The sequence below is a fragment of the Paraburkholderia sp. BL21I4N1 genome (assembly GCF_002973525.1).
In the GTDB taxonomy this organism is placed as follows: domain Bacteria; phylum Pseudomonadota; class Gammaproteobacteria; order Burkholderiales; family Burkholderiaceae; genus Paraburkholderia.
On the sequence record NZ_PVEN01000001.1, the window covers coordinates 1,283,875 to 1,303,589 of the forward strand.

Sequence of the window (19,715 nt, forward strand, 5' to 3'; positions counted from 1 at the left end):
GGTAACATTTGTTGTCATCCTCATCGGCCGTTCGCCCGGTACATCCGCATGCCAGACAGTTTCGACCAGCTCGCCGCCCTGATCAGGGCGCGCTTCTCCGAACTGAGTCCGCAGTTCCAGATGGGAGCGGGTTTCCTGCTCGATCATCCCGACGAGGTCGCAGTTTCGTCCATGCGCAAAGTGGCCGAGCGCGCGCAGGTGCAACCCGCTTCGCTGGTGCGCCTGTCGCAGCAACTCGGTTTCCCCGGCTGGAACGAATTGCGCAACCTGTTCGTCGCGCGCGTGCGCACGCGGCCTGAAGCGCTGACCAGCCGCGCCCGCTCGCTGGTCAAATCGAAAGACGCGCTGGCCATCGATCTGCTTGCCGCGCAACAGCACAATCTCGCGGTTACCGCCGCGCATAACGGCCGCGCGATTGTCGAGGCAGCGCGCCTGTTGCGGCGCGCGCCGCACGTGCATGTGGCCGGATTCCGCTCCTGTTACGCGGTGGCTTTCGGGTTCGTTTACGAGTACCGGCTGTTCCGGCCGTCCGTGTCGCTGATCAACGGTGAGGCGGGTACATTGGAAATGCAGTTGCGCTCGGTCGAGCGCGATAGTGCGACCGTCGTCGTCAGTTTCGCGCCGTATTCGGTCGAGGCGGCACGCGTGGCCGAAGCCGCGCAGGAAAAAGGCAGCAAGCTGATCGCCATTACCGACAGCGCGGTCTCGCCGATCGCGTTGAATGCGGACAAGGTGCTGATCTTTTCGCACGAGAGTCCTTCGTTCTTTCCGTCGCTGGTGGCGGCGACCGCGATTACCGAGTCGCTGGTCGCGCATCTGCTGGCGCTGGAAGGCGCCGGCGCAGTCGAACAACTCGCCGTCGCCGAGCAATCGTTGCATGCCAAGGGCGCGTACGTCCCTTGAAAATGTCCGTCTGAATTGAAGTAGCAAACCACCCGGATCAGCGTGGCTCCGGGTGGATCATGGCCGCGCTGTTTGACAACAAATGTTGTTGTGAAGTATAAATGCGTATCGATTGTTGATTGGATGGAAGCTGTGGTATCGACGCAGGAAACGAAGATTGTTCAGGTCGGCGGCGAGCCGTTTGAAATCGGCCGCCAGTTGGGTGAGCTTGCGCGGCCGGTATTTGCCGACTACATGGAGCAAAGCCGCGCCTGGCGCGACGTGCGCCGCTGGCGTGGCAACGCGTTCGTGCAAAAGTTGCGGGACGCGGCCCAAGCACATTGCCCCGCGCTACTGGACGAACTCGACGGCATGGCAGCGGGTCTCGGCTGGGCGGCAGAAGATGTGTTTCTGTGGAACTGTCGCGGCGAGCTGATTCACAACGCGCCGGACGGTTGCACCACGCTCGCGGCCGTGACGGAGCGCACGCGCTTCATCGCGCACAACGAAGACGGCGATCCGTTTCTGCGTGACCGTTGCCTGCTGGTCGACGTGCGGCCCACCAGCAAGCCGGGCTTCGTCACTTTCTACTATCCCGGTTCGTTGCCCGGGCACACCTTCGCCGTCAATCGTGCGGGCGTCGTGCAGGCCATCAACAATCTCCGCATTCGCGAACCGGCGGTCGGTGTGCCGCGCATGATCCTCGCGCGTGCCGTGCTCGATAAGGGCTCGCTCGACGACGCGCTGGCGCTATTGCACGATGCGCCGAGAGCGAGCGGGTTTCATCACACGCTCGGCTGTGCCGGCGACGTCGACCAACGTCTCTTCAGCGTCGAAGCGAGCGCGCGGCGCTGTTCGGTGCAGCCAGTGACGAATCTCGCCGGCCACGCGAACCATCTGATTCATCCGGGCTGCGAAGCCGAAGCGCAGATCGTCACCAATTCTTCACGCGACCGGCAGCGGCGCGTGGAGGCGTTGTTACCCGCGTCGAGCCAGCCGATGCAAGCCGCGGCGTTGCTCGACGTCCTGCACGATCGCGCGCCGTCCGGCTTACCGATCTATCGCGACGATCCGCTCGATCCCGACGACGAAAATACCCTCGCCACCGCACTCTTCGAGATCGGCGACGGCGGCGTGTGGATGAAGGTCTATCAGCAAGGGCAGTGCACGTTCGATACCTTCATCGCCCGCGTGGCGTCCGATTCCGCCGGCGCTTAAGCCACTGCATCCACCGCATCCACCGCTATCCGCCGCTGTCTTTACCCAGGAAGGAAACCGACCACCATGTCCACCGTCTTTCATCGTTCGCCGAAGCAGTCGCTGCCGGTCGCCGTCGCGGGCGACGGCATCGAAATCATCGATTCCACCGGCAAACGCTATATCGACGCCTCCGGCGGCGCCGCCGTGTCGTGTCTCGGTCATAGCAACCAGCGCGTGATCGACGCGATCAAACGGCAGTCGCAACAATTGCCGTACGCGCACACGTCGTTCTTCACAACCGAGGCCGCCGAGGAGCTTGCCGACCGTCTGGTTGCGAGCGCGCCGGCCGGGCTCGAACACGTGTACTTCGTGTCGGGCGGCTCGGAGGCGATCGAGGCCGCACTGAAACTGGCGCGCCAGTATTTCGTCGAGAAGGGCGAACCGCAGCGCCGGCATTTCATCGCGCGTCGGCAGAGTTATCACGGCAATACGCTGGGCGCGCTGGCGATTGGCGGTAACGCATGGCGTCGCGAGCCGTTTCTGCCGATCCTGATCGAGGCGCATCACGTCAGCCCGTGTTACGCCTATCGCGAGCAGCGCGCCGACGAAACCGAAGAGGCCTTCGCGCAGCGTCTCGCCGATGAACTCGAGCAGAAGATCCTCGAACTCGGCGCGGAGTCGGTGGCTGCGTTCGTCGCGGAAACGGTGGTAGGCGCAACGGCCGGCGCGGTGCCGCCGGTGCGCGAATATTTCCGCAAGATTCGCGCGGTGTGCGATCGCTACGGCGTGCTGCTGATTCTCGACGAGATCATGTCGGGCATGGGCCGCACCGGCTATCTGTACGCGTGCGAGGAAGACGGCGTGGCGCCCGATTTGCTGACTATCGCCAAAGGTCTCGGCGCGGGGTATCAGCCGATCGGCGCGACACTCGTGAGCGATCGGGTCTATCAGACGATCGTCGGCGGCTCGGGCTTTTTTCAGCACGGGCACACTTATATCGGCCACGCGACCGCCTGCGCCGCCGCGCTCGAAGTACAGCGCGTGATCGCCGACGAGCAACTGCTGCCGAACGTGCTGGCGCGCGGCGAACAATTGCGCGGTCGCTTGCGCGAGCACTACGCGCAGCATCCGCATATCGGCGATGTGCGTGGCCGCGGGCTGTTCGTCGGCGTCGAACTGGTCCGGGACCGCGCGAGCAAAACGCCGTTCGATGCGAGCGTGAAACTGCACGCGGCGGTCCGGCGCGAAGCGTTCGCGCGCGGCTTGATGGTGTATCCGATGGGCGGCACGGTCGACGGCAAGATCGGCGATCATGTGCTGCTGGCGCCGCCGTTCATCTGCACGGCGCGCGACATCGACGAGATCGTCAGTCGGTTGAGCGATGCGATTGGCGGCGCATTGGCCGCGGTGTGATGCCGAGCGACTTCCCATTCACTTTTGCAACCACGCCACGCGACCTGCGAGACCGATGATGACCGAGCGTTTGCCTCACTTCGACCTGTCCGACGCCACCCCCGACCAGAAAGCCGTGCTGGACGAGATTCTGTCCGGCCCACGCGGCAATCTGAATGGGCCGTTTCTCGGCTGGATTCATAGTCCCGAACTGGCGCAGCAGGCGCAGCGCCTGGGTGCGTTCTGCCGCTACCGGACGGGTTTGCCGCTGCGCCTGTCGGAACTGGCGATTCTGGTGACCGCCGCGCGCTGGCAGGCGCAGGCGGAGTGGTATATCCACTATCCGATCGCGTTGCAAGCGGGCGTGCCGGCCGCGGATGCCGAGACGATCCGCCAAGGGCGTCGTCCCGATTTCGCGGATGCCGACGACGCGCTGATCCACGATTTCGCGAGCGAGTTGTACGACACGAAACGCGTGTCGGACGCGACCTATGCGAACGCGGTTGGCCGTTTCGGGCATCAGGTGGTGATCAACCTGGTCGGTTTGCTCGGCTACTACGCGTTGGTGGCGATGACGTTGAACGTGTTCGATATGCGAGCGCTCGGTCAGGAGAGTTTGCCGTTCGACGAGTAAGGGCGTTTTACACAACGCGCGCTCCAGTCTTTCCGTAGCAAACAAAAAGCGCAGAGGTGGCGAATTAACTTCGCTACCTCTGCGCTTTTTTACAGCGACTGCGACAAGCAGACCCCTTCGTTGCCGCTACCTGAGTGGCGACCTGCTTACTGCCCGCGATACGTCGAGAACAACCGTTGTTGCACCGACGTCGGCGCACCCGCTGCCGACGACCCGGCGCTCGTGCCACCCACATCCTGCGAACCTTGCTCGGCGACCGCGACCGGGACCGCGTTTTGCGGCACGGTCTTCGGATAGGTGGTGTCGTTCTGGTTCAGCAACCCGGCTTGCTGCGCGGCAACCAGTTCGGCGCGAACCTGGGCGCGCGTTACCGGGCCATTCGTCTGCTGCGCAAACGACACGGCCGGAACAATGAGAGCGGATGCAACGACCACGGCGGAAATAAGCGATTTCATGATGACCTCCGGAATTCGATTGTTGGAGAGACCGGGTGGAATGCTCTGTCCCGATCCGTTGAAATCAGTCTATTTCTTGCGAGGTCTGTGAAAAAGCCGCTTTCTGAAGAAAGATTGTTACCGATATTGATATGGTTTGCGGCGTGGGTTCCGTGCTGGGGAATTCGCGGCACCGTCACGACACCGGCACACGGAAGCGCCTATCATGAAGTTCGTTCCCGCCCGAGAGGGTACATAGAGGAGAAGGCAATGAAACGCAAAGCATCGGCAGTCTGGCAAGGCGGCCTGCAAGACGGTAAGGGCACGATTTCCACCGACAGCGGCGTCCTCAAGGAGACCCAGTACTCATTTGCGACCCGTTTCGCGGACGGAATCGGCACCAATCCGGAAGAGCTGATCGCGGCTGCGCATGCGGGGTGTTTCTCGATGGCGCTATCGGCGGAACTGGGCAAGGCCGGCATCACGCCCGAACGGATCGGCACCACCGCCACCGTCACGCTGGACAAAGACGGCGGCGGTTTCTCGATCACCGCCGTGCATCTCGATGTGGCGGTGAAGATTCCCGGCGGCGACAAGGCCGCTTTCGACAAAGCCACGGCGGATGCCAAGGCAGGTTGCCCGGTTTCCAAGGTCCTGAACGCCACCATCACGCTGGACGCGAAGCTCGAAACCTGAGCCGCAAGCCGGGCAGCAACTCAGGCCGCATCGCCAGTTGCCGCCTTCAACCCCGCTGTCATAATGGGGCAAGCCGGTGCGCGGGCAGAATCCGCCGCCGGATTTTTCTCGTGGTCGGCAAGTCTCCTCAACGATTCACCGCTGCGCCGCGGCAAGCTGCCGGGCCGGCGGTCTTCCATGGAACCGTCAATGACAACGCAATCCGACAAAGCACGGCAATTCCAGTCGTATCACGCCGCTGGCGAAGCCTTCATCATCCCCAATCCGTACGACATCGGCACCGCGCGACTGCTCGCACTGGCGGGCTTCAAGGCGCTCGCCACCAGCAGCGCCGGCTACGCGTTCACGCGCGGCCTGCCGGATAACGCGATCGGCCGCGCGCAGATGATGCTGCACCTCGCCGAGATCGCCGGCGCGACCGATTTACCCGTCAGCGCCGATCTGGAAAATGGTTTCGGCGACGCCCCCGAAGATTGCGCGGAGACAATTCGCCAGGCGGCAGCCGCCGGGGTGGTCGGCGGTTCGATCGAAGATTCGACCGGCCGCGGCGACGCCCCGATCTATCCATTCGAAGCCGCCGTGGAGCGCGTGCGCGCCGCCGTCGAAGCCGCTCGCGCGTTGCCGTTTCCGTTCACGCTGACGGCGCGCGCCGAGAATTACCTGGTCGGCCGTCCCGATCTGGACGATACGATCCGCCGTTTGCAGGCGTATCAGGACGCCGGCGCGGACGTGCTGTACGCGCCCGGTCTGAAGACGCGCGACGAAATCGCGGCCGTGGTCGGCGCGCTGGATCGTCCGGTCAACGTGCTGATGGGCCTGCAAGGCGTCGTGCTCGGCTTCGACGAATTGCGCTCGCTGGGCGTGCGTCGCGTGAGCGTGGGCGGATCGCTGGCGCGCGCGGCGTTGGGCGCGTTCCAGCGCGCGGCACAAGAGATGCGGGAGCACGGCACGTTCGATTTCACGAAACAAGCGGCCAGCGGCAACGAGATGAATCAGTTGTTCACGGCGGCGGATCAGAAGTGGGGCAAGCCGGGCTGAGCGTCGTGCCAGCCTGTTTCTACGAAAACCCGCAAAAACTCACGACAACTCGACCTTGCTTTCTTGAACGGGTAGTCATAATATCCATTCCATGAAGCAACCCGGCTCTCCCCATCAATCGGCGAAGAAAGCAGGTGCGGGGTGTCCGCGAGGCCGGCCGCGCGAGTTCGATACCAACACGGTATTGGCGAGCGCGAGCCAGGTCTTCTGGAACCACGGCTACCACGCCACTTCGATCGACGACCTGTGCAAGGCAACCGGCCTGTTGCGCGGCAGCCTGTACGGCGTATTCGGCGACAAGCACGGCATCATGCTGGCCGCGCTGGATCACTACGCGGAAGGCTCGGTCGCGCGGCTCGCCGAGCGGCTGAACGCGCCGGTCCCGGCGGAAGAAGCGCTGCGCAACGCGCTGCTGCATTACGCGCGGGTGGCCTGCGCACTGACCGGCGAGCGTAGTTGCTTCATCACCAACACCACGCTCGAAATGCAACCGGGCGACGAGGAACTGCGCACCCGCGTCGCGGCGATTCAGCGGCGCATGGCGACCTTGCTCGCGGCGTCGGTGATTCGCGGGCAGGCAAGCGGCGCATTCAACGCCACGCTCGACGAAAAAGCCGTCGGCGATTTCCTGCTCTGCATCATGCAGGGTTTGCGCGTGATGGGCCGCGTCGCTCATCAGGAAGACGCGCTGATAAAAATCGTGGACGTCGCCATGCGCGCGCTCGGCTGAATTTTTTTTGCCTAATTTTTGAACGATCGGTCATGAATAGCGATTCAATCAAGTCCGCTACGGCGGCAGGCTCAAGCTCGAAGCACACCGCGCCGCGCGGTGAACGGCAGGGGCTGGCGCTCGCCGTGCTGTTCGTCGGCGCGTTTCTCGCGCCGCTCGACTACTTCATCGTCAATCTCGCGCTGCCGTCGATTCATTCCGGGCTGAACGCCACGAACGCGCAGTTGCAACTGGTGGTGTCCGCGTACGCGTCGTCCTATGCGGTGCTGCTGATTACGGGGGGACGGCTCGGCGATCTATACGGCCGCCGTCGCATGTTCATGGCGGGCATGGCGGCCTTCGTGATCGCTTCCGCGTTGTGCGGCTTCGCCACCAGCGGTCATATGCTGGTGATCTCGCGGATCGTGCAGGGGATCGCCGCCGCGGTGATGGCGCCGCAGGTGCTTGCGACGGTGCGCGCGATGGTGCCGTTGCATCGGCAGACCAAGGTGATGAGCCTGTATGGCTTCATGTTCGGGCTGTCGTCGATCGTCGGACAGTTGGGCGGCGGCGCGCTGATTACCTATCATCCGTTCGGACTCGACTGGCGCATCATTTTTCTGATCAACATTCCGATCGGCATCGTGGCGTTCATCGGCACGTGGAAGTTTGTGCCGGAAAACCAGCCGGCCACCCGCGCGGGCATCGACCTGAAGGGCGTGGCGCTGCTCTCCGCCGTACTGCTGCTGGTGATTTACCCGATGACGCATGGCCGCGAAGCCGGCTGGCCGGTGTGGACCTTCGTCATGTTCGCGCTCGCCGTGCCGGTGTTCGCGCTGTTCGTAACGACCGAGCGACGGGTCGAGCGCGGCGGCGGCTATCCGCTGGTGGATCTGCAACTGTTCCGCAATCCGGCCTTCGCACTGGGCCTGGTGCTCGCGTTCCTGTTCTACTGCAACAGCGCGTTTTTCCTGACCTACGGGATTTTCCTGCAGACGGGTCTGCACTGGACGCCGCTCGCTTCCGGCATGGCGATCATGCCGTTCGCGCTGGGTTTCGTGGCGGGGCCGTTGACGTCGCCGATGGTGGTCAAGCGGATCGGCAGTCATGTGCTGACGCTCGGCTTCGCGATGATGACGGTCGGCTTCACGATCACCGGTTGGGCCTCCGCGCACTCGGTGTCGCCGGATCTGCTGTTCTATCTGGGGCTGGTGTGCGCGGGGATCGGCCATGGCTTGCTGCTGCCGTCGATCGTGCGCATCGTGCTGCTGGAGGTCGCGCCGGAGAAGGCCGGGCTTGCGTCGGGCGTGGTGTCGTCGACCTTGCAGATCGGCTCGGCGTTCGGCACGGCGGCGATCAGCGGCGCGTTCTTCGGCGTGATCGGCGGGCATTCGACGCCCACCGCCTACGCGCATGGCTTTCAGTTCAGCCTCGCGATCAATGCGCTACTGATGTTTATCTGCATCGGCTTGAGCGTGCTGCTGGTGCGGCATCAGCAGCATGCGCTGCGTCTCGCGGCACAGCCGGTTTGAAAATCGTGCCCCGGTAATCGTTTTCAGCAAGGTCTCCCGAAATTATTATGCGCTTTCACCAAAGCGTAATATCAGGCATAACTTATTTGCCGGTGAGCGTGTGATTCATAGGTAATTCCGTTTGCCGCGTTTGACAGGGATCATAATAAACCCTGATATCGGCACGTAACTGTATTAAATATGAGGAAATACAACTCGCATTTTCTACTGGCAAAGCGAGTGGAAGGCCGTAACTCTTGCGATCGTGCGGTGCCACATGGGTGGCATGCCTGGCGTGGCCTTGAAGGGTTTTCCCTGCTTTTTGTGCGCTAGCCCGCTATGCCAAACCTATTGCAGCTCCGCTGAAAACGATGTCAATAAAAAGCGCTTGCCGGGATTAAATTCAATTGTTAATCTGGCTTCACTTTTAGAGTCATCCCTCAGAAGTTCCAACGTCGAAAAGTCCGGTGCAATGACTTAAATGCCGCTCAACAGTTCCAGGGGATTGAATATGCTGACCGCCACCATTGACGCACTGCAAATGCCGCCAGCCGCCAGCTTCAACGTGGGCGACGTCGTGACGTTGAAGAACGGCGGCTCGCGCATGACGGTCACTTATGCGGGACCGGTGGCGCTCAATCCCGGTGACTGGCTGATCTGCGAGTGGTTCGACGAACACGGCGAATTGCGCCGCGAGATGTTCGCGCCGGCCAGCGTACGCGCCGAGCCGCGCTCCATTCCCGCCGGGTCCGTGCAGTGGCGGGTGGGGCGCCGGGCGGCCTGAGCGCAGGCGGCGAGGCGAGCGGAGTCGGCTTCGCCGACTCTTCGGCCTTACTTCTTCAAACTATCCCGTGCGGTTGCGCGTCGTTGAACGCGCACCAGCAACGCGGTCGAAAAAGCCTTCATCCGCACGATCTTGCGTGTCTCGACCACCTCGCCGGCGACGTTCTTCGGCGGGTTCGGTTGCAATGACCAGTAGAGCGCAAGCAGCCAGCCGAAACCGGTCCAACCAAGGCACGCGTTGAACAGCGCCAGCGTCAGCACGTCGTGACGCTTGCGGCGGTCCGCCAGAATGGCCGGCAGAAAATACAGCGCCAATGCGAGCACGGCGGCCACAGCCTGAACGATGACATTGCCCGCCATGGGGGCACTCCTCAAAGCAACGTAAACCACGATTGTCGCGCGATTGTTTCTTTTGCGCAGTGCTCATGCGAAACGATTTTCCGCGTCGGGCGGCGGGTCGCCGCAAGGCGCCGGAGCCGGGCCAAGCGGCGAGGGCTTCAGCGCATCGGGCATCAGGACTATCATGTTCGTTTCGACCGACCAGATCCGATACGGACGCCATCATGATCTCCGACGATACGACCCAGCAGACCCAACGCATCAACCACGACACGCTACGCGAATTCGTCGACCGTAAATGGAACGACGAGATCGTGCCGGCGTTGACGGACTACATCGCGATTCCGGCCAAGAGCCCGGCGTTCGATCCCGAGTGGGTCAAGAACGGCTACCTGGAGCGCGTGATCACCGACGCCGCGCGATGGGCCGAACAGCAACCCGTGCGCGGTCTGAAACTCGAAGTGATCCGCTTGCCGGGCCGCACGCCGGTGATCTTTTTCGAAACGGCCGCGACCCGTTCCGGCAGCGAGGAAACCATCGTGCTGTACGGCCATCTCGACAAGCAGCCCGAGTTCGACGGCTGGCGCAACGACCTCGGACCGTGGACGCCGAAGCTCGAGAACGACAAGCTCTATGGCCGCGGCGGCGCCGACGACGGCTACGCGATCTACGCCAGCATCACCGCGCTCGCCGCGCTGGACGCGCAAGGTATCGAGCGTCCGCGTTGCGTCGGTCTGATCGAGACCTGCGAGGAGTCGGGAAGCTACGATCTGCTGCCGTACGTCGACGTCTTGCGTGAGCGGCTCGGCAAGGTCGGGCTCGTGGTGTGTCTCGATTCGGGCGCGGGCAACTACGATCAACTGTGGCTCACCACGTCGCTGCGCGGTCTGGTGGCCGGCGATCTCGAAGTGCAGGTGCTCGACGAAGGCATTCACTCAGGCGGTTACGGCGGCATTGCACCGTCGAGTTTCCGCATCATGCGGCAACTGTTCGACCGTCTCGAAGACTCCGCGAACGGCACGCTATTGCCGAAGGGTTTTCACGTTCAGATTCCGGCCGACCGTCTGCGCGAAGCGGAAGCGACCGCCAAAATTCTCGGTGACGACGTCTGGAAAAAACTGCCATGGGCGTGCGGTGAGAACGGCCGCCAGGTGCTGCCCACCACCACCAATCCGCAGGAAGCGCTGCTCAATTCCACATGGCGTCCGTCGCTGTCGGTAACGGGCGCGGCGGGCATGCCCGCGCTCGCGGACGCCGGCAACGTGCTGCGTCCGCGCACGGCGTTCAAGCTGTCGCTGCGTCTGCCGCCGATGATCGAAGCGGAGAAGGCCGTCGCCGAACTGAAGGCGCTGCTCGAAGTCGACCCGCCGTACAACGCGAAGGTCACGTTCAAACCGGACGCGGGCGCGGCCAGCGGCTGGAGCGCGCCCGATCTGGCACCGTGGCTCGCCACCGCGCTCAACGACGCCTCGCGTCAACACTACGGCGCGGACGTCGCCTACATGGGGCAGGGCGGCACGATTCCGTTGATGAACGTGCTGAAGGCGGGCTTCCCGAAGTCGCAGTTCATGGTGTGCGGCGTGCTCGGGCCGAAGTCTAACGCGCACGGACCGAACGAGTTCCTGCATGTGCCTTACGGCAAGAAGCTGACCGCCGCCGTGGCCGATGTGATCGCCGCCGCGCCTTGAGCGTTCGTGAATCCGTAAGTTCGTCAGTCCATGAGTTCGTGCCGCTCGGTCAGACCCGACCGGCACGACTCGCATAGCGCCGGCAAGGGCCGGCGTTATGCAAATTAGATATTCCGTCTGCCAGACCACAATTCAAAAAAATAAACATTCGCAATCCCTATTTTCGATTGCGTTGCCTAATCGCGCGTTATTTCCTTTTCATTCCATTTCGGCAAAAAATTCGCATTTACGCCGGCCGCTGTTTGCGCGCGGCGACATGCGCATTTTTGGGCTAATGTCGCCCATCTTCGGTGCGCAAGCGTTTGCGTCCACGGCATCGCGCGAATAGGTGGCCACCCGCTGCCGGAGCGCTGTCCGGCGTGGCTTCGATAAGCGCTTGCATTCTTCTGTTGGTTACCCCGCTCCCATCCCATTCCGGTCTGCTTTAGGCTCGCATTGCATTACCAGTGTTTAACCTTAAAGGACCGTTCAAAATGAATCTGCATAGCCACCACGCCTGCCGGCCGTTCATCGAAGCCGGCAACCTGTCGCAAATCTCCGCTTACTATGAAGAAGGCCGCAACATCATGTGGATGATGTTGCGAGCGCAACCGCGTCCCTGTTTCAACCTCGATCTGGTGCATGACATTCTGGGGCTCGCGCAGGCGGCGCGAGACTCGGGACTCCAGATCGATTTCTGGGTGACCGGGTCGTTGATTCCGACCATGTACAACGTCGGCGGCGATCTCGATTTCTTCGCCGAAACGATTCGAGCGGGCAAGCGGCAGGCGCTGATGGCCTACGCGCGCGCGTGTGTGGATTGCGTGCATGCGGCGGCGCGCGGCTTCGACACGGGCGCGATTTCGATCGCGATGGTGGAGGGCACGGCGCTCGGCGGGGGCTTCGAGGCGGCGCTGGCGCACCACTTCCTGCTGGCGCAGAACGACGCGCGCATGGGCTTCCCGGAGATCGCGTTCAATCTGTTCCCGGGCATGGGCGGGTATTCGCTGGTGGCGCGCAAGGCCGGCATGCGGCTCGCCGAGGAACTGATCGGCGTGGGGGAATCGCATACGGCGGAATGGCACTACGGCAAGGGGCTGGTCGATCAGCTGTTCGAACCGGGGGACGCCTATCTGGCCACGCGCACGTTCATCGATACGCTCAAGCCGAAGATGAACGGCATCCGCGCGATGCTGCGAGCGCGCCAGCGCGTGCTGCAATTGTCGCGTGCCGAGCTGATGGAAATTACCGAGGACTGGGTGGACGCCGCCTTCACGATCGAGGAGAAGGACCTCGCCTTCATGGAGCGGCTGGTGACGCTGCAGAACCGCCGCACGTCCAACATGCGTCAGGCGGCTTCCAGCGCGGCGAGCTTCGCTTGAATTGCGGCTGATTCACACGCCTCGAACCGCAGCGTTGGCCTGAATGGGACTTTCCACGGAGCGACCGGAAGCTCAGGCAATCAGTCTGAGCTTCTGTCTATCCTGCAACCAGCGTTCGAATTCAGCGGCCGGCATGGCCTGACCGTACAGGAAGCCCTGCACGTAATCGACGCCGAGGCCTTTCATGAACAGTTCTTCCGATTCGGTTTCGATACCCTCGGCAACGACCTTCAGATCGAGTTCCTGCGCGACCGCCACCATGGAGCGCACCAGTGCCTGCGCTTTGGTGTCCGCGTTGATCGAGCGCACGAAGCTGCGGTCGAGCTTGATCACGTCGAGCGGAATGCGGCCCAGTTGCGACAGCGACGAGTAACCCGTGCCGAAGTCGTCCAGATGCACCTGCGCGCCGAGCACGCGGAACTGTTTGATGAGTTCCAGCGCGGCCGCTTCGTCTTCGATCAGGCAGCTCTCGGTGAGCTCGAGATCGATCAGGCAAGGATCGAGATTGGCGTTCTGCAGCGCCTCGGTGAAATGACGCACCACGGCCGTATCGACCAGTTGCCGCGCCGACACGTTGATCGCGATGCGCAGGTTGTAGCCAGCCGCTTTCCACCTCGCGGCCTGCTTCGCGGCGGTGTTCATGACCCAGCGGCCGAGCACGCCGATCAGGCCGGATTCCTCCGCATAGCGGATGAACTCGGCCGGCATGATCTGCCCGCGCTCCGGCGAATTCCAGCGCACCAGCGCTTCCGCGCCTTGCACCGTCCCGGTGGCGAGCGACAGTTTGGGCTGGTAATGCAACGTGAGCTGGCCTTCGTCGAGCCCGCGCCGCAGGTTGGTGTCGAGCCACATGTACTCGGCAACCCGGCGGTTCATGTCCGGCGAGAACACGCGATGGGTGCGCTTGCCTTCGTCTTTGGCGACGTACATGGCCGTGTCGGCCGAACGGATCAGCGATTCGAGGCTATCGCCGTGTTCCGGATAGCACGCAATGCCGATCGAGCAGCCGGTGTAGACCTCCACGAGGCCCAACGCGAACGGCGTGCGCATGCGGTCGAGAATGCGTTGCGCGGTGGTTTCGAGTTCGTGCGCGGTGCCCTTGGCCGCCAGCACGATGAACTCGTCGCCGCCTAACCGCGCGAGCACGTCGCCTTCGTTCAGGCAGGTGCTGATGGCCGACGACACGTCGCGGATCAGACGGTCGCCGAACACGTGGCCGTAGTGGTCGTTGACCTTCTTGAAGTTGTCGAGGTCGAGGAACAGCACGCCGACCGTTTCGCCGGGCGAGGCTTCTTCGATCGCGACGCGGATCTTGTCCTGGATCGCGTTGCGGTTGGCGAGGCCGGTGAGCGCGTCGGTGTTGGCCAGTTCGGTGAGCCGGTCTTGCGCGAGGCGTTGTTCGGTGATGTCGGTGCCCGAGCAGATCAGGAACTGCTCTTCGACGCCGCTGCCGCTCTGGACGAATTTATTGCGGAACAGGAAGAGCCGTTCGCCGTGCACCGTCTTGACGCGCCGTTCGACTTCGTACGACACGCCGCGATTGAAGAAGCCGGCAATGTTCTGGCTGGAGGCGGCGCCGTCTTCGGTGGACATGAACAGCGCCCACACGTTGCGGCCGATGATGTTCTCTTCCTTGACGCCGGTGAGTTCCTCGGCAAGCCGGTTGAAGCGTTGTATTCGGCCGTGCCGGTCTACGATCACCACGACCGAATTCACTTCGGAGACGACCTGCTCGGCGAACGACAGACCATGCACCAGATCGCGCGCCACCGATTCGGTGTCGTCGTAGGCGGACGCGGTGCCGGCCCAGGTGTTGCTGTTGAGTTTCTTGCCGACCAGATGCAAACGCAACGGTTCGCCGAACAGCCGCACGTCGACGATCAGATGCGAGGTGACGCCAGTCAGGCAACGAATCTGCGAAGCTTGTTGAGGGTTCAGTGGAATCGCGACGTTGGCGGGGATATCGCCGGTAACGGGCGTGAGTTCTAGCGCGTTGCTGTCGGTCGACAGACGCCAGCATGGGCTGCTAGTGCCGAACTGGGCAAAAAGCACCTGCTCGTGTTGGTCGTCGTTCATGGGATCCCCGGGCGATGTGTGCCGTTGGCCGCCATGAAGGCGGAAGGCGGCAGACAGTCTTCATCATACTTAAGACTCTATCCATTGTAGCTAAGCGAATGCGCTTCGGGCTTATAAACATTAACGGGTGGCACAGCCCGATCTTTAGGGCTTGCTTCAAAATCGGCTTTAGTGCTTCTAAATGACCGGGCTGTGTAATTCGCCGCGTAATCTGTATTCAACCCGCGTGCAAACCCTGCAATCTTTTTGCCAGCCAGCCGCGTGCCCGCTCGCGTTCGGCCGGGTTTTCCTCCACGGTGGGCGCGAACCAGAAAGTCCCTGCCACAAGTGTGGCGATCACGCTGCCATCGCGATACAACACGCGATTGCCGGCCACCGCGGGCACGCGCTCACCGACAAGCAGGGTGCCCGCCAGATTCAACGGATCGGTGCCGGCGACGCACACAAAAGCACCGTCGTTCGCATGGCGGCGAACCTCCCGCAATACGGGAATCGCTTCCGGCAACGCGAACTGTTCGCCCGCGAGTCCGTTGACGAAACGTCCGCCGCGAATCACACCGCGTGCTTCGAGGCGTTGCAATACGCGCAGCAGATCGCGCCACGGCGGCAACCAGTCGGCCTCGCGTTCGAGCAGACGCCAGAACACGATGCCATAGCGGCGCAGCAGTGTCATTGCGACATAGTCGAGCACCTCGGGTGGTAACTGTGCGCGCCGCTCGGGGGCGGGTGCCGGTGCCGGTGCCGGTGTCGGCGCCGGCTCTGCGCTCGCCGCTGGACGGCTGACCAGCGCCCAGCGGCCGGCGTCGTCCATTCCTCCGATCAATGCGCTCGACCTCGCCCGCCGGTTGCCGGGAAATGCACTGCGTTTGGCCACGGGCTTCAGCAACGCTCGCAGACCGGCGAAGCTGTCGGAGTTCACGAGGCCGGCGGCCACCAGTTCGCCTAAAGCGTTCTCCAATTCCATCCGCAAAACGCGGACTTCCGTGAGCAATTCGTCGAAGAACATCGCGCCGTGTTGAACCAGCGCGTCGTAGACGCTTTGCGCGCGCGCCGATAATGCGGCTTGCTTCGACGGATCGATCAACGCGTTCCACATGCGCACCTGGCCGCGCGGCAACAGCACGATCGGTGTGCTGCGAACCGGGCCGGCGCCGCTGTGTGCGCGCGCGCTCAGACGAGTCCAAACGATCTTGCCGGCCCGGCATAGTTCGTCGAGCGAAGTGTTGGAATAGGCCTTCACGCGCGCCGGCAGAATGTCGTCTTCCCACGCGCCCGCGGCGGCCTGGAAACCTTCCATCTGATCGAGCACGGCGGCGAGCGCGTCGCGGCCTTCGCTGCGCGTGTCCAGCGTCAGGTGCTGCCACGCGAACAGAAAGCGCATGAAGTCGTGCCGTTCCACCGGTTCGATTTCGCGGCGTAAGCGTTTCACCGTGTAACGGTGGATGCGTGCGAGCAGATGGCGTTCGCACCATTCTTCCGTGTCGGTGTGGGGCGTGAAGCGGCCGCGCATCACGTAGCCTTCCGCTTCGAGGCGCGTCAGGGTCCGTTCGACCGATGCCGCCGGCAAGTCCAGCGCCTGGGCGATCGCCTCGACGGGCAGCGGACCGAAGCCGGTCAAGCGCGCGCGTAAGACGTCGAGCAGGGCGTCGTCGGCGGTCCAGGTTTCGGCGTAGCCTTTGGGCGCGGCGAGCGGCGGCGCGTAGTGCGCGGCCGGCACGTCAGGGTAGAGCGCCTCGAAGCAGGTGAGGCGTTCGACGGGCAGCCAGAGCGCGACGTTTTCGCTGACTTGCAGGCGCGTCGCGCGGCCCGCCCCGGCCAGCGCGGCGAGCCACGTGGGCCAGTCTTCGTGCGCCCGAGCCTCGGCCTCGGTGATGCAGGCGAGGCCCGTCAGCGCTTCGTGCATCTCGTCGGCGTTGCGCGCTTGCGGCCAGGTTTCGTCGCGCACGCTGGCAATCGCGTCGGCGTCGAGCGCGCCGAGGTCGTCGGCGCTGGCGGGATCGGTCCAGCGGCGATTCATGACCGCCTGCGTGCGACGTTCCTCGATCGGCGCGTCGTCCAGATAGGCGTAGGGTTTCGCGGTCAGGATTTCGGCGGCCAACGGCGACGGCGCCGGCAAATCGCGCGCCACCAGTTGCACGTCGCCCTGTTCGATCCGGCGCAGCAGCGCCAGCCAGGTGTCGCTGTCCATGGCGTCGTGCAGACAGTCGTCGACGGTCTGGTCGACTAGCGGATGGCGCGGCAGTTCGCGTTCGCCGACGATGTTCTCCAGACACGCCGCCTGCTCCGGAAACACGCTCGTGAGCAGGTCTTCGCTGCGCATGCGCTGCAGTTGCGGCGCGGTTTTGCGGCCGCCGGTGTAACGCGGCAAACCGAGCGCGGTGGTCGCGTTCCAGCGCCAGCGCACGCCGAACAGCGGCGCGTCGAGCAGCGCCTGGATCAGCAGATGTTCGGCGCTGTTCGAATGCAGATAGCGCCACACTTCGTCGAGCACGAACGAATGGCTGCCGGTCAGCGACAGGACGATCGCGTCCTCGGTGGCGGCGGCCTGCAGTTCGAAATTGAAGGTTCGACAAAAACGCTTGCGCAGCGCGAGACCCCACGCGCGGTTCACGCGGCTGCCGAACGGCGCGTGAATCACGAGTTGCGTGCCGCCGGATTCGTCGAAGAAACGCTCCATGACCAGCGTGTTGTGCGTCGGCAGCACGCCGAGCGCGGCGCGAGCGCGGGCGAGATAGTCGACGATCTGGCGTGCGGCGGCTTCGTCGAGACGGAGCGTGTCGACGAGCCAGTTGATTGCGGGGTCGAGGCGCGGGGCTTCGGCGTTGGCGTTTGCTTCGGTTTCGGTTTGTGTTTCGTTTGGTGTTTCGGTTTGCACTTCGAGCAAACGCCCGATCTGTTCTCTTAATCGTGCCACGCCGAACGACAGTTCGTCGCTGCGTCCCGGCGCCTCGCCGAGCCAGAACGGAATATTCGGCGGCTGGCCTTGCGCGTCCTCGACCCGCACGCGGCCGCTCTCGATCCGCAGAATCCGGTATGACGCGTTGCCGAGCTGAAACACGTCGCCGGCCAGACTTTCGACCGCGAAGTCTTCGTTGACGGTGCCGATGTTGATTGCCTGCGGTTCGAGCATGACGGCGTAGTCGGCGTTCTCGGGAATCGTGCCGCCCGAGGTCACGGCCACCAGCTTGCCGCCGCGCCGCCCGCGCAGCGTGCCGCTCACCACGTCGCGGTGGATATACGCGCCGCGCGGGCCGTTGCGGCTGGTGTAGCCTTCGGCGAGCATGCGCAGCACGGCGTCGTATTGCTCCCGTTCGAGGTCCGCGTAGGGCGCGGCGCGCCGCATCATGTCGAACAGCGCGTCTTCGTCCCATTCGGCGCTGGAGACTTCGGCGACGATCTGCTGCGCGAGCACGTCGAGCGGCGCGCGTGGAATTCGCAGCGCGTCGAGTTCGCCGCGCTGCACGCAATCGAGCAGCGCCGCGCATTCGATCAGATCGTCGCGCGAAGCCGGAAACAGCCGGCCCTTGGGCATGCCGCCGACCTGGTGGCCCGAACGTCCGACGCGTTGCAGGAACGGCGCGATCGCACGCGGCGAACCCATCTGGCAGACCAGTTCGACATCACCGATATCGATACCGAGTTCCAGCGATGCCGTCGCGATCAGCACACGCAATTCGCCGCGTTTGAGACGTTGTTCAGCGTCGAAACGATGTTCTTTCGCGAGGCTGCCGTGATGCGCGGCCACTGCGCCCTTGCCCAGGCGCTCGGTCAGATGACGCGCGGCGCGTTCCGCCATGCGGCGCGTGTTGACGAAGACCAGCGTGGTGCGATGCATTGCCACCAGTTCGGCGAGACGGTCATAGACGCGCTCCCATGCCTCGTTCGACATGACGGCTTCGAGCGGCACCGGCGGGATTTCGAGCGCGAGATCGCGGGCGCGGATGTGGCCGACGTCGACGATTGCGCAGTCGGCGGCCTCGCTGCTCGCGAGGCTCGCGCCGCCCACCAGAAAGCGTGCGACCGCGCTAACGGGTTTTTGTGTGGCCGACAGGCCGATACGTGGCAAGCGACGCTGGCATAGCGCGTCGAGCCGTTCGAGACTGAGCGCGAGATGGCTGCCGCGTTTGCTGCCCGCGAGCGCGTGGATTTCATCGACGATCACGGTGCGCACGGTGGCGAGCATGCGGCGGCCGGAGTCCGAGCCGAGCAGGACGTAGAGCGATTCGGGGGTGGTCACCAGAATGTGCGGCGCACGCTTTTTTAGCGCGTTGCGCTCTTGCTGGGTGGTGTCGCCGGTGCGCACTGCGGTGCGGATATCGAGTGGCGGCAGGCCAAGCGCGGTGAGTTCCTCGGCGATGCCTTGCAAGGGGGCTTGCAGGTTGATGCGGATGTCGTTGGAGAGGGCTTTTAGTGGCGAGATGTAGACCACCAGCGTTTCGTCGGGCAGGGCGCCGCCGTTGGCGAGGCCTTGCTGGACCAGATCGTCGAGCGCCGAGAGGAAGGCCGTGAGAGTTTTGCCGGAGCCGGTCGGGGCGGCGACCAGTGTGGAGCGGCCGCCGCGGATGTGCGGCCAGGCGGCGGCTTGAGCGTCGGTGGGCGCGGGGAAGGTTTTTTTGAACCAGTTGGCGACGGCGGGGTGGAAGGGGGTGAGTGCGGTGGACGTGGTTGATTTGGCCGAGGCTTTGCCCGCCGGTTGACGCGACGCTTTGGATAGGCGGGCCGCGTTTAGTGCGGCGGCGGGCTTTGTCTTTGCCGAAGTCATAGGTGCGTAGATGGGGGCGGGGCGTGCCATATCCAGAGGCGCGGTTTCGGGTCAGTCTGGCAGGTTTACGTGGGGTTTGCTGGGGGGATTTGAAAGAGTTGAATCCAGGTTTTGTCGGTCATGCCGGGATACCTCTGTTTCTGGATTTGTCGTTTTCGTCTGTTGGAACGAGGTCAGCCTCAAAAGCAAAAAAACCGCTGGTTAGGCGGT

At 63.6% G+C, this 19,715-nt stretch carries 15 protein-coding genes; 11 read left to right on the forward strand and 4 right to left on the reverse strand.

What is annotated here, in order from left to right; all coding sequences use genetic code 11:
• Nucleotides 1–48 precede the first annotated feature (48 nt).
• From B0G83_RS05645 to B0G83_RS05660, 4 genes are all read left to right on the forward strand, one after another.
• Nucleotides 49–903, forward strand: a complete 855-nt coding sequence (locus B0G83_RS05645; protein WP_105506386.1) for a MurR/RpiR family transcriptional regulator — start codon at nucleotides 49–51, stop codon at nucleotides 901–903.
• Between the two features lie 123 nt (nucleotides 904–1,026).
• On the forward strand, nucleotides 1,027–2,100 hold the full coding sequence (locus B0G83_RS05650; protein ID WP_105506387.1) for a C45 family peptidase: 1,074 nt from the start codon (nucleotides 1,027–1,029) through the stop codon (nucleotides 2,098–2,100).
• 66 nt (nucleotides 2,101–2,166) lie between these two features.
• Nucleotides 2,167–3,495, forward strand: coding sequence for an aspartate aminotransferase family protein (locus B0G83_RS05655; RefSeq protein ID WP_105506388.1), 1,329 nt, complete (start codon nucleotides 2,167–2,169; stop codon nucleotides 3,493–3,495).
• A 58-nt stretch (nucleotides 3,496–3,553) separates the two neighbouring features.
• Entirely contained in the window at nucleotides 3,554–4,108 is a 555-nt protein-coding gene (locus tag B0G83_RS05660) for a carboxymuconolactone decarboxylase family protein (RefSeq protein ID WP_105506604.1), read from the forward strand.
• A 146-nt stretch (nucleotides 4,109–4,254) separates the two neighbouring features.
• Here B0G83_RS05660 and B0G83_RS05665 read toward each other — a convergent pair whose 3' ends face one another.
• Complete coding sequence (locus tag B0G83_RS05665) at nucleotides 4,255–4,563, reverse strand: DUF4148 domain-containing protein (RefSeq protein ID WP_105506389.1); 309 nt, start codon at nucleotides 4,561–4,563, stop codon at nucleotides 4,255–4,257.
• A 249-nt stretch (nucleotides 4,564–4,812) separates the two neighbouring features.
• Between B0G83_RS05665 and B0G83_RS05670 the strand changes: the two genes are divergently transcribed.
• The 5 genes from B0G83_RS05670 (at nucleotide 4,813) to B0G83_RS05690 (ending at nucleotide 9,280) form a co-directional block, all read left to right on the forward strand.
• Complete coding sequence (locus B0G83_RS05670) at nucleotides 4,813–5,238, forward strand: OsmC family protein (RefSeq protein WP_105506390.1); 426 nt, start codon at nucleotides 4,813–4,815, stop codon at nucleotides 5,236–5,238.
• 189 nt (nucleotides 5,239–5,427) lie between these two features.
• Nucleotides 5,428–6,276: an oxaloacetate decarboxylase gene (locus B0G83_RS05675; RefSeq protein WP_105506605.1), complete on the forward strand. Its 849-nt coding sequence runs from the start codon at nucleotides 5,428–5,430 to the stop codon at nucleotides 6,274–6,276.
• A 91-nt stretch (nucleotides 6,277–6,367) separates the two neighbouring features.
• Nucleotides 6,368–7,006, forward strand: a complete 639-nt coding sequence (locus tag B0G83_RS05680) for a TetR/AcrR family transcriptional regulator (RefSeq protein WP_105506391.1) — start codon at nucleotides 6,368–6,370, stop codon at nucleotides 7,004–7,006.
• 32 nt (nucleotides 7,007–7,038) lie between these two features.
• Nucleotides 7,039–8,517 (forward strand): MFS transporter, encoded by a 1,479-nt coding sequence (locus B0G83_RS05685; protein WP_105506392.1) that lies wholly within the window; start codon nucleotides 7,039–7,041, stop codon nucleotides 8,515–8,517.
• Between the two features lie 490 nt (nucleotides 8,518–9,007).
• Nucleotides 9,008–9,280 (forward strand): YodC family protein, encoded by a 273-nt coding sequence (locus B0G83_RS05690; protein ID WP_105506393.1) that lies wholly within the window; start codon nucleotides 9,008–9,010, stop codon nucleotides 9,278–9,280.
• Between the two features lie 47 nt (nucleotides 9,281–9,327).
• Here B0G83_RS05690 and B0G83_RS05695 read toward each other — a convergent pair whose 3' ends face one another.
• Nucleotides 9,328–9,639, reverse strand: coding sequence for a superinfection immunity protein (locus B0G83_RS05695; RefSeq protein ID WP_035557882.1), 312 nt, complete (start codon nucleotides 9,637–9,639; stop codon nucleotides 9,328–9,330).
• Between the two features lie 203 nt (nucleotides 9,640–9,842).
• Here B0G83_RS05695 and B0G83_RS05700 point away from each other — a divergent pair, with 203 nt between their 5' ends.
• Complete coding sequence (locus tag B0G83_RS05700) at nucleotides 9,843–11,306, forward strand: M20 family metallopeptidase (protein WP_105506394.1); 1,464 nt, start codon at nucleotides 9,843–9,845, stop codon at nucleotides 11,304–11,306.
• Between the two features lie 473 nt (nucleotides 11,307–11,779).
• Nucleotides 11,780–12,667 (forward strand): crotonase/enoyl-CoA hydratase family protein, encoded by an 888-nt coding sequence (locus B0G83_RS05705; protein ID WP_105506395.1) that lies wholly within the window; start codon nucleotides 11,780–11,782, stop codon nucleotides 12,665–12,667.
• A 72-nt stretch (nucleotides 12,668–12,739) separates the two neighbouring features.
• On the opposite strand, the gene pdeR is transcribed toward B0G83_RS05705, so the two are convergent.
• Both pdeR and B0G83_RS05715 read right to left on the reverse strand, forming a co-directional pair.
• Nucleotides 12,740–14,743 (reverse strand): cyclic di-GMP phosphodiesterase, encoded by a 2,004-nt coding sequence (gene pdeR / locus B0G83_RS05710; RefSeq protein ID WP_105506396.1) that lies wholly within the window; start codon nucleotides 14,741–14,743, stop codon nucleotides 12,740–12,742.
• 217 nt (nucleotides 14,744–14,960) lie between these two features.
• On the reverse strand, nucleotides 14,961–19,505 hold the full coding sequence (locus B0G83_RS05715; protein WP_258167720.1) for a DEAD/DEAH box helicase: 4,545 nt from the start codon (nucleotides 19,503–19,505) through the stop codon (nucleotides 14,961–14,963).
• Between the last annotated feature and the right edge of the window lie 210 nt (nucleotides 19,506–19,715).

What these genes read in the sequence shown, in the direction of transcription:
- B0G83_RS05690 (WP_105506393.1), top strand. Translation starts at nt 9,008, where the DNA reads ATGCTGACCGCCACCATTGACGCACTGCAAATGCCGCCAGCCGCCAGC.
- B0G83_RS05650 (WP_105506387.1), top strand. Translation starts at nt 1,027, where the DNA reads ATGGAAGCTGTGGTATCGACGCAGGAAACGAAGATTGTTCAGGTCGGC.
- B0G83_RS05645 (WP_105506386.1), top strand. Translation starts at nt 49, where the DNA reads ATGCCAGACAGTTTCGACCAGCTCGCCGCCCTGATCAGGGCGCGCTTC.
- B0G83_RS05700 (WP_105506394.1), top strand. Translation starts at nt 9,843, where the DNA reads ATGATCTCCGACGATACGACCCAGCAGACCCAACGCATCAACCACGAC.
- B0G83_RS05675 (WP_105506605.1), top strand. Translation starts at nt 5,428, where the DNA reads ATGACAACGCAATCCGACAAAGCACGGCAATTCCAGTCGTATCACGCC.
- B0G83_RS05655 (WP_105506388.1), top strand. Translation starts at nt 2,167, where the DNA reads ATGTCCACCGTCTTTCATCGTTCGCCGAAGCAGTCGCTGCCGGTCGCC.
- B0G83_RS05670 (WP_105506390.1), top strand. Translation starts at nt 4,813, where the DNA reads ATGAAACGCAAAGCATCGGCAGTCTGGCAAGGCGGCCTGCAAGACGGT.
- pdeR (WP_105506396.1), bottom strand. Translation starts at nt 14,743, where the DNA reads ATGAACGACGACCAACACGAGCAGGTGCTTTTTGCCCAGTTCGGCACT.
- B0G83_RS05715 (WP_258167720.1), bottom strand. Translation starts at nt 19,505, where the DNA reads ATGACTTCGGCAAAGACAAAGCCCGCCGCCGCACTAAACGCGGCCCGC.
- B0G83_RS05660 (WP_105506604.1), top strand. Translation starts at nt 3,554, where the DNA reads ATGACCGAGCGTTTGCCTCACTTCGACCTGTCCGACGCCACCCCCGAC.
- B0G83_RS05665 (WP_105506389.1), bottom strand. Translation starts at nt 4,563, where the DNA reads ATGAAATCGCTTATTTCCGCCGTGGTCGTTGCATCCGCTCTCATTGTT.
- B0G83_RS05695 (WP_035557882.1), bottom strand. Translation starts at nt 9,639, where the DNA reads ATGGCGGGCAATGTCATCGTTCAGGCTGTGGCCGCCGTGCTCGCATTG.
- B0G83_RS05685 (WP_105506392.1), top strand. Translation starts at nt 7,039, where the DNA reads ATGAATAGCGATTCAATCAAGTCCGCTACGGCGGCAGGCTCAAGCTCG.
- B0G83_RS05705 (WP_105506395.1), top strand. Translation starts at nt 11,780, where the DNA reads ATGAATCTGCATAGCCACCACGCCTGCCGGCCGTTCATCGAAGCCGGC.
- B0G83_RS05680 (WP_105506391.1), top strand. Translation starts at nt 6,368, where the DNA reads ATGAAGCAACCCGGCTCTCCCCATCAATCGGCGAAGAAAGCAGGTGCG.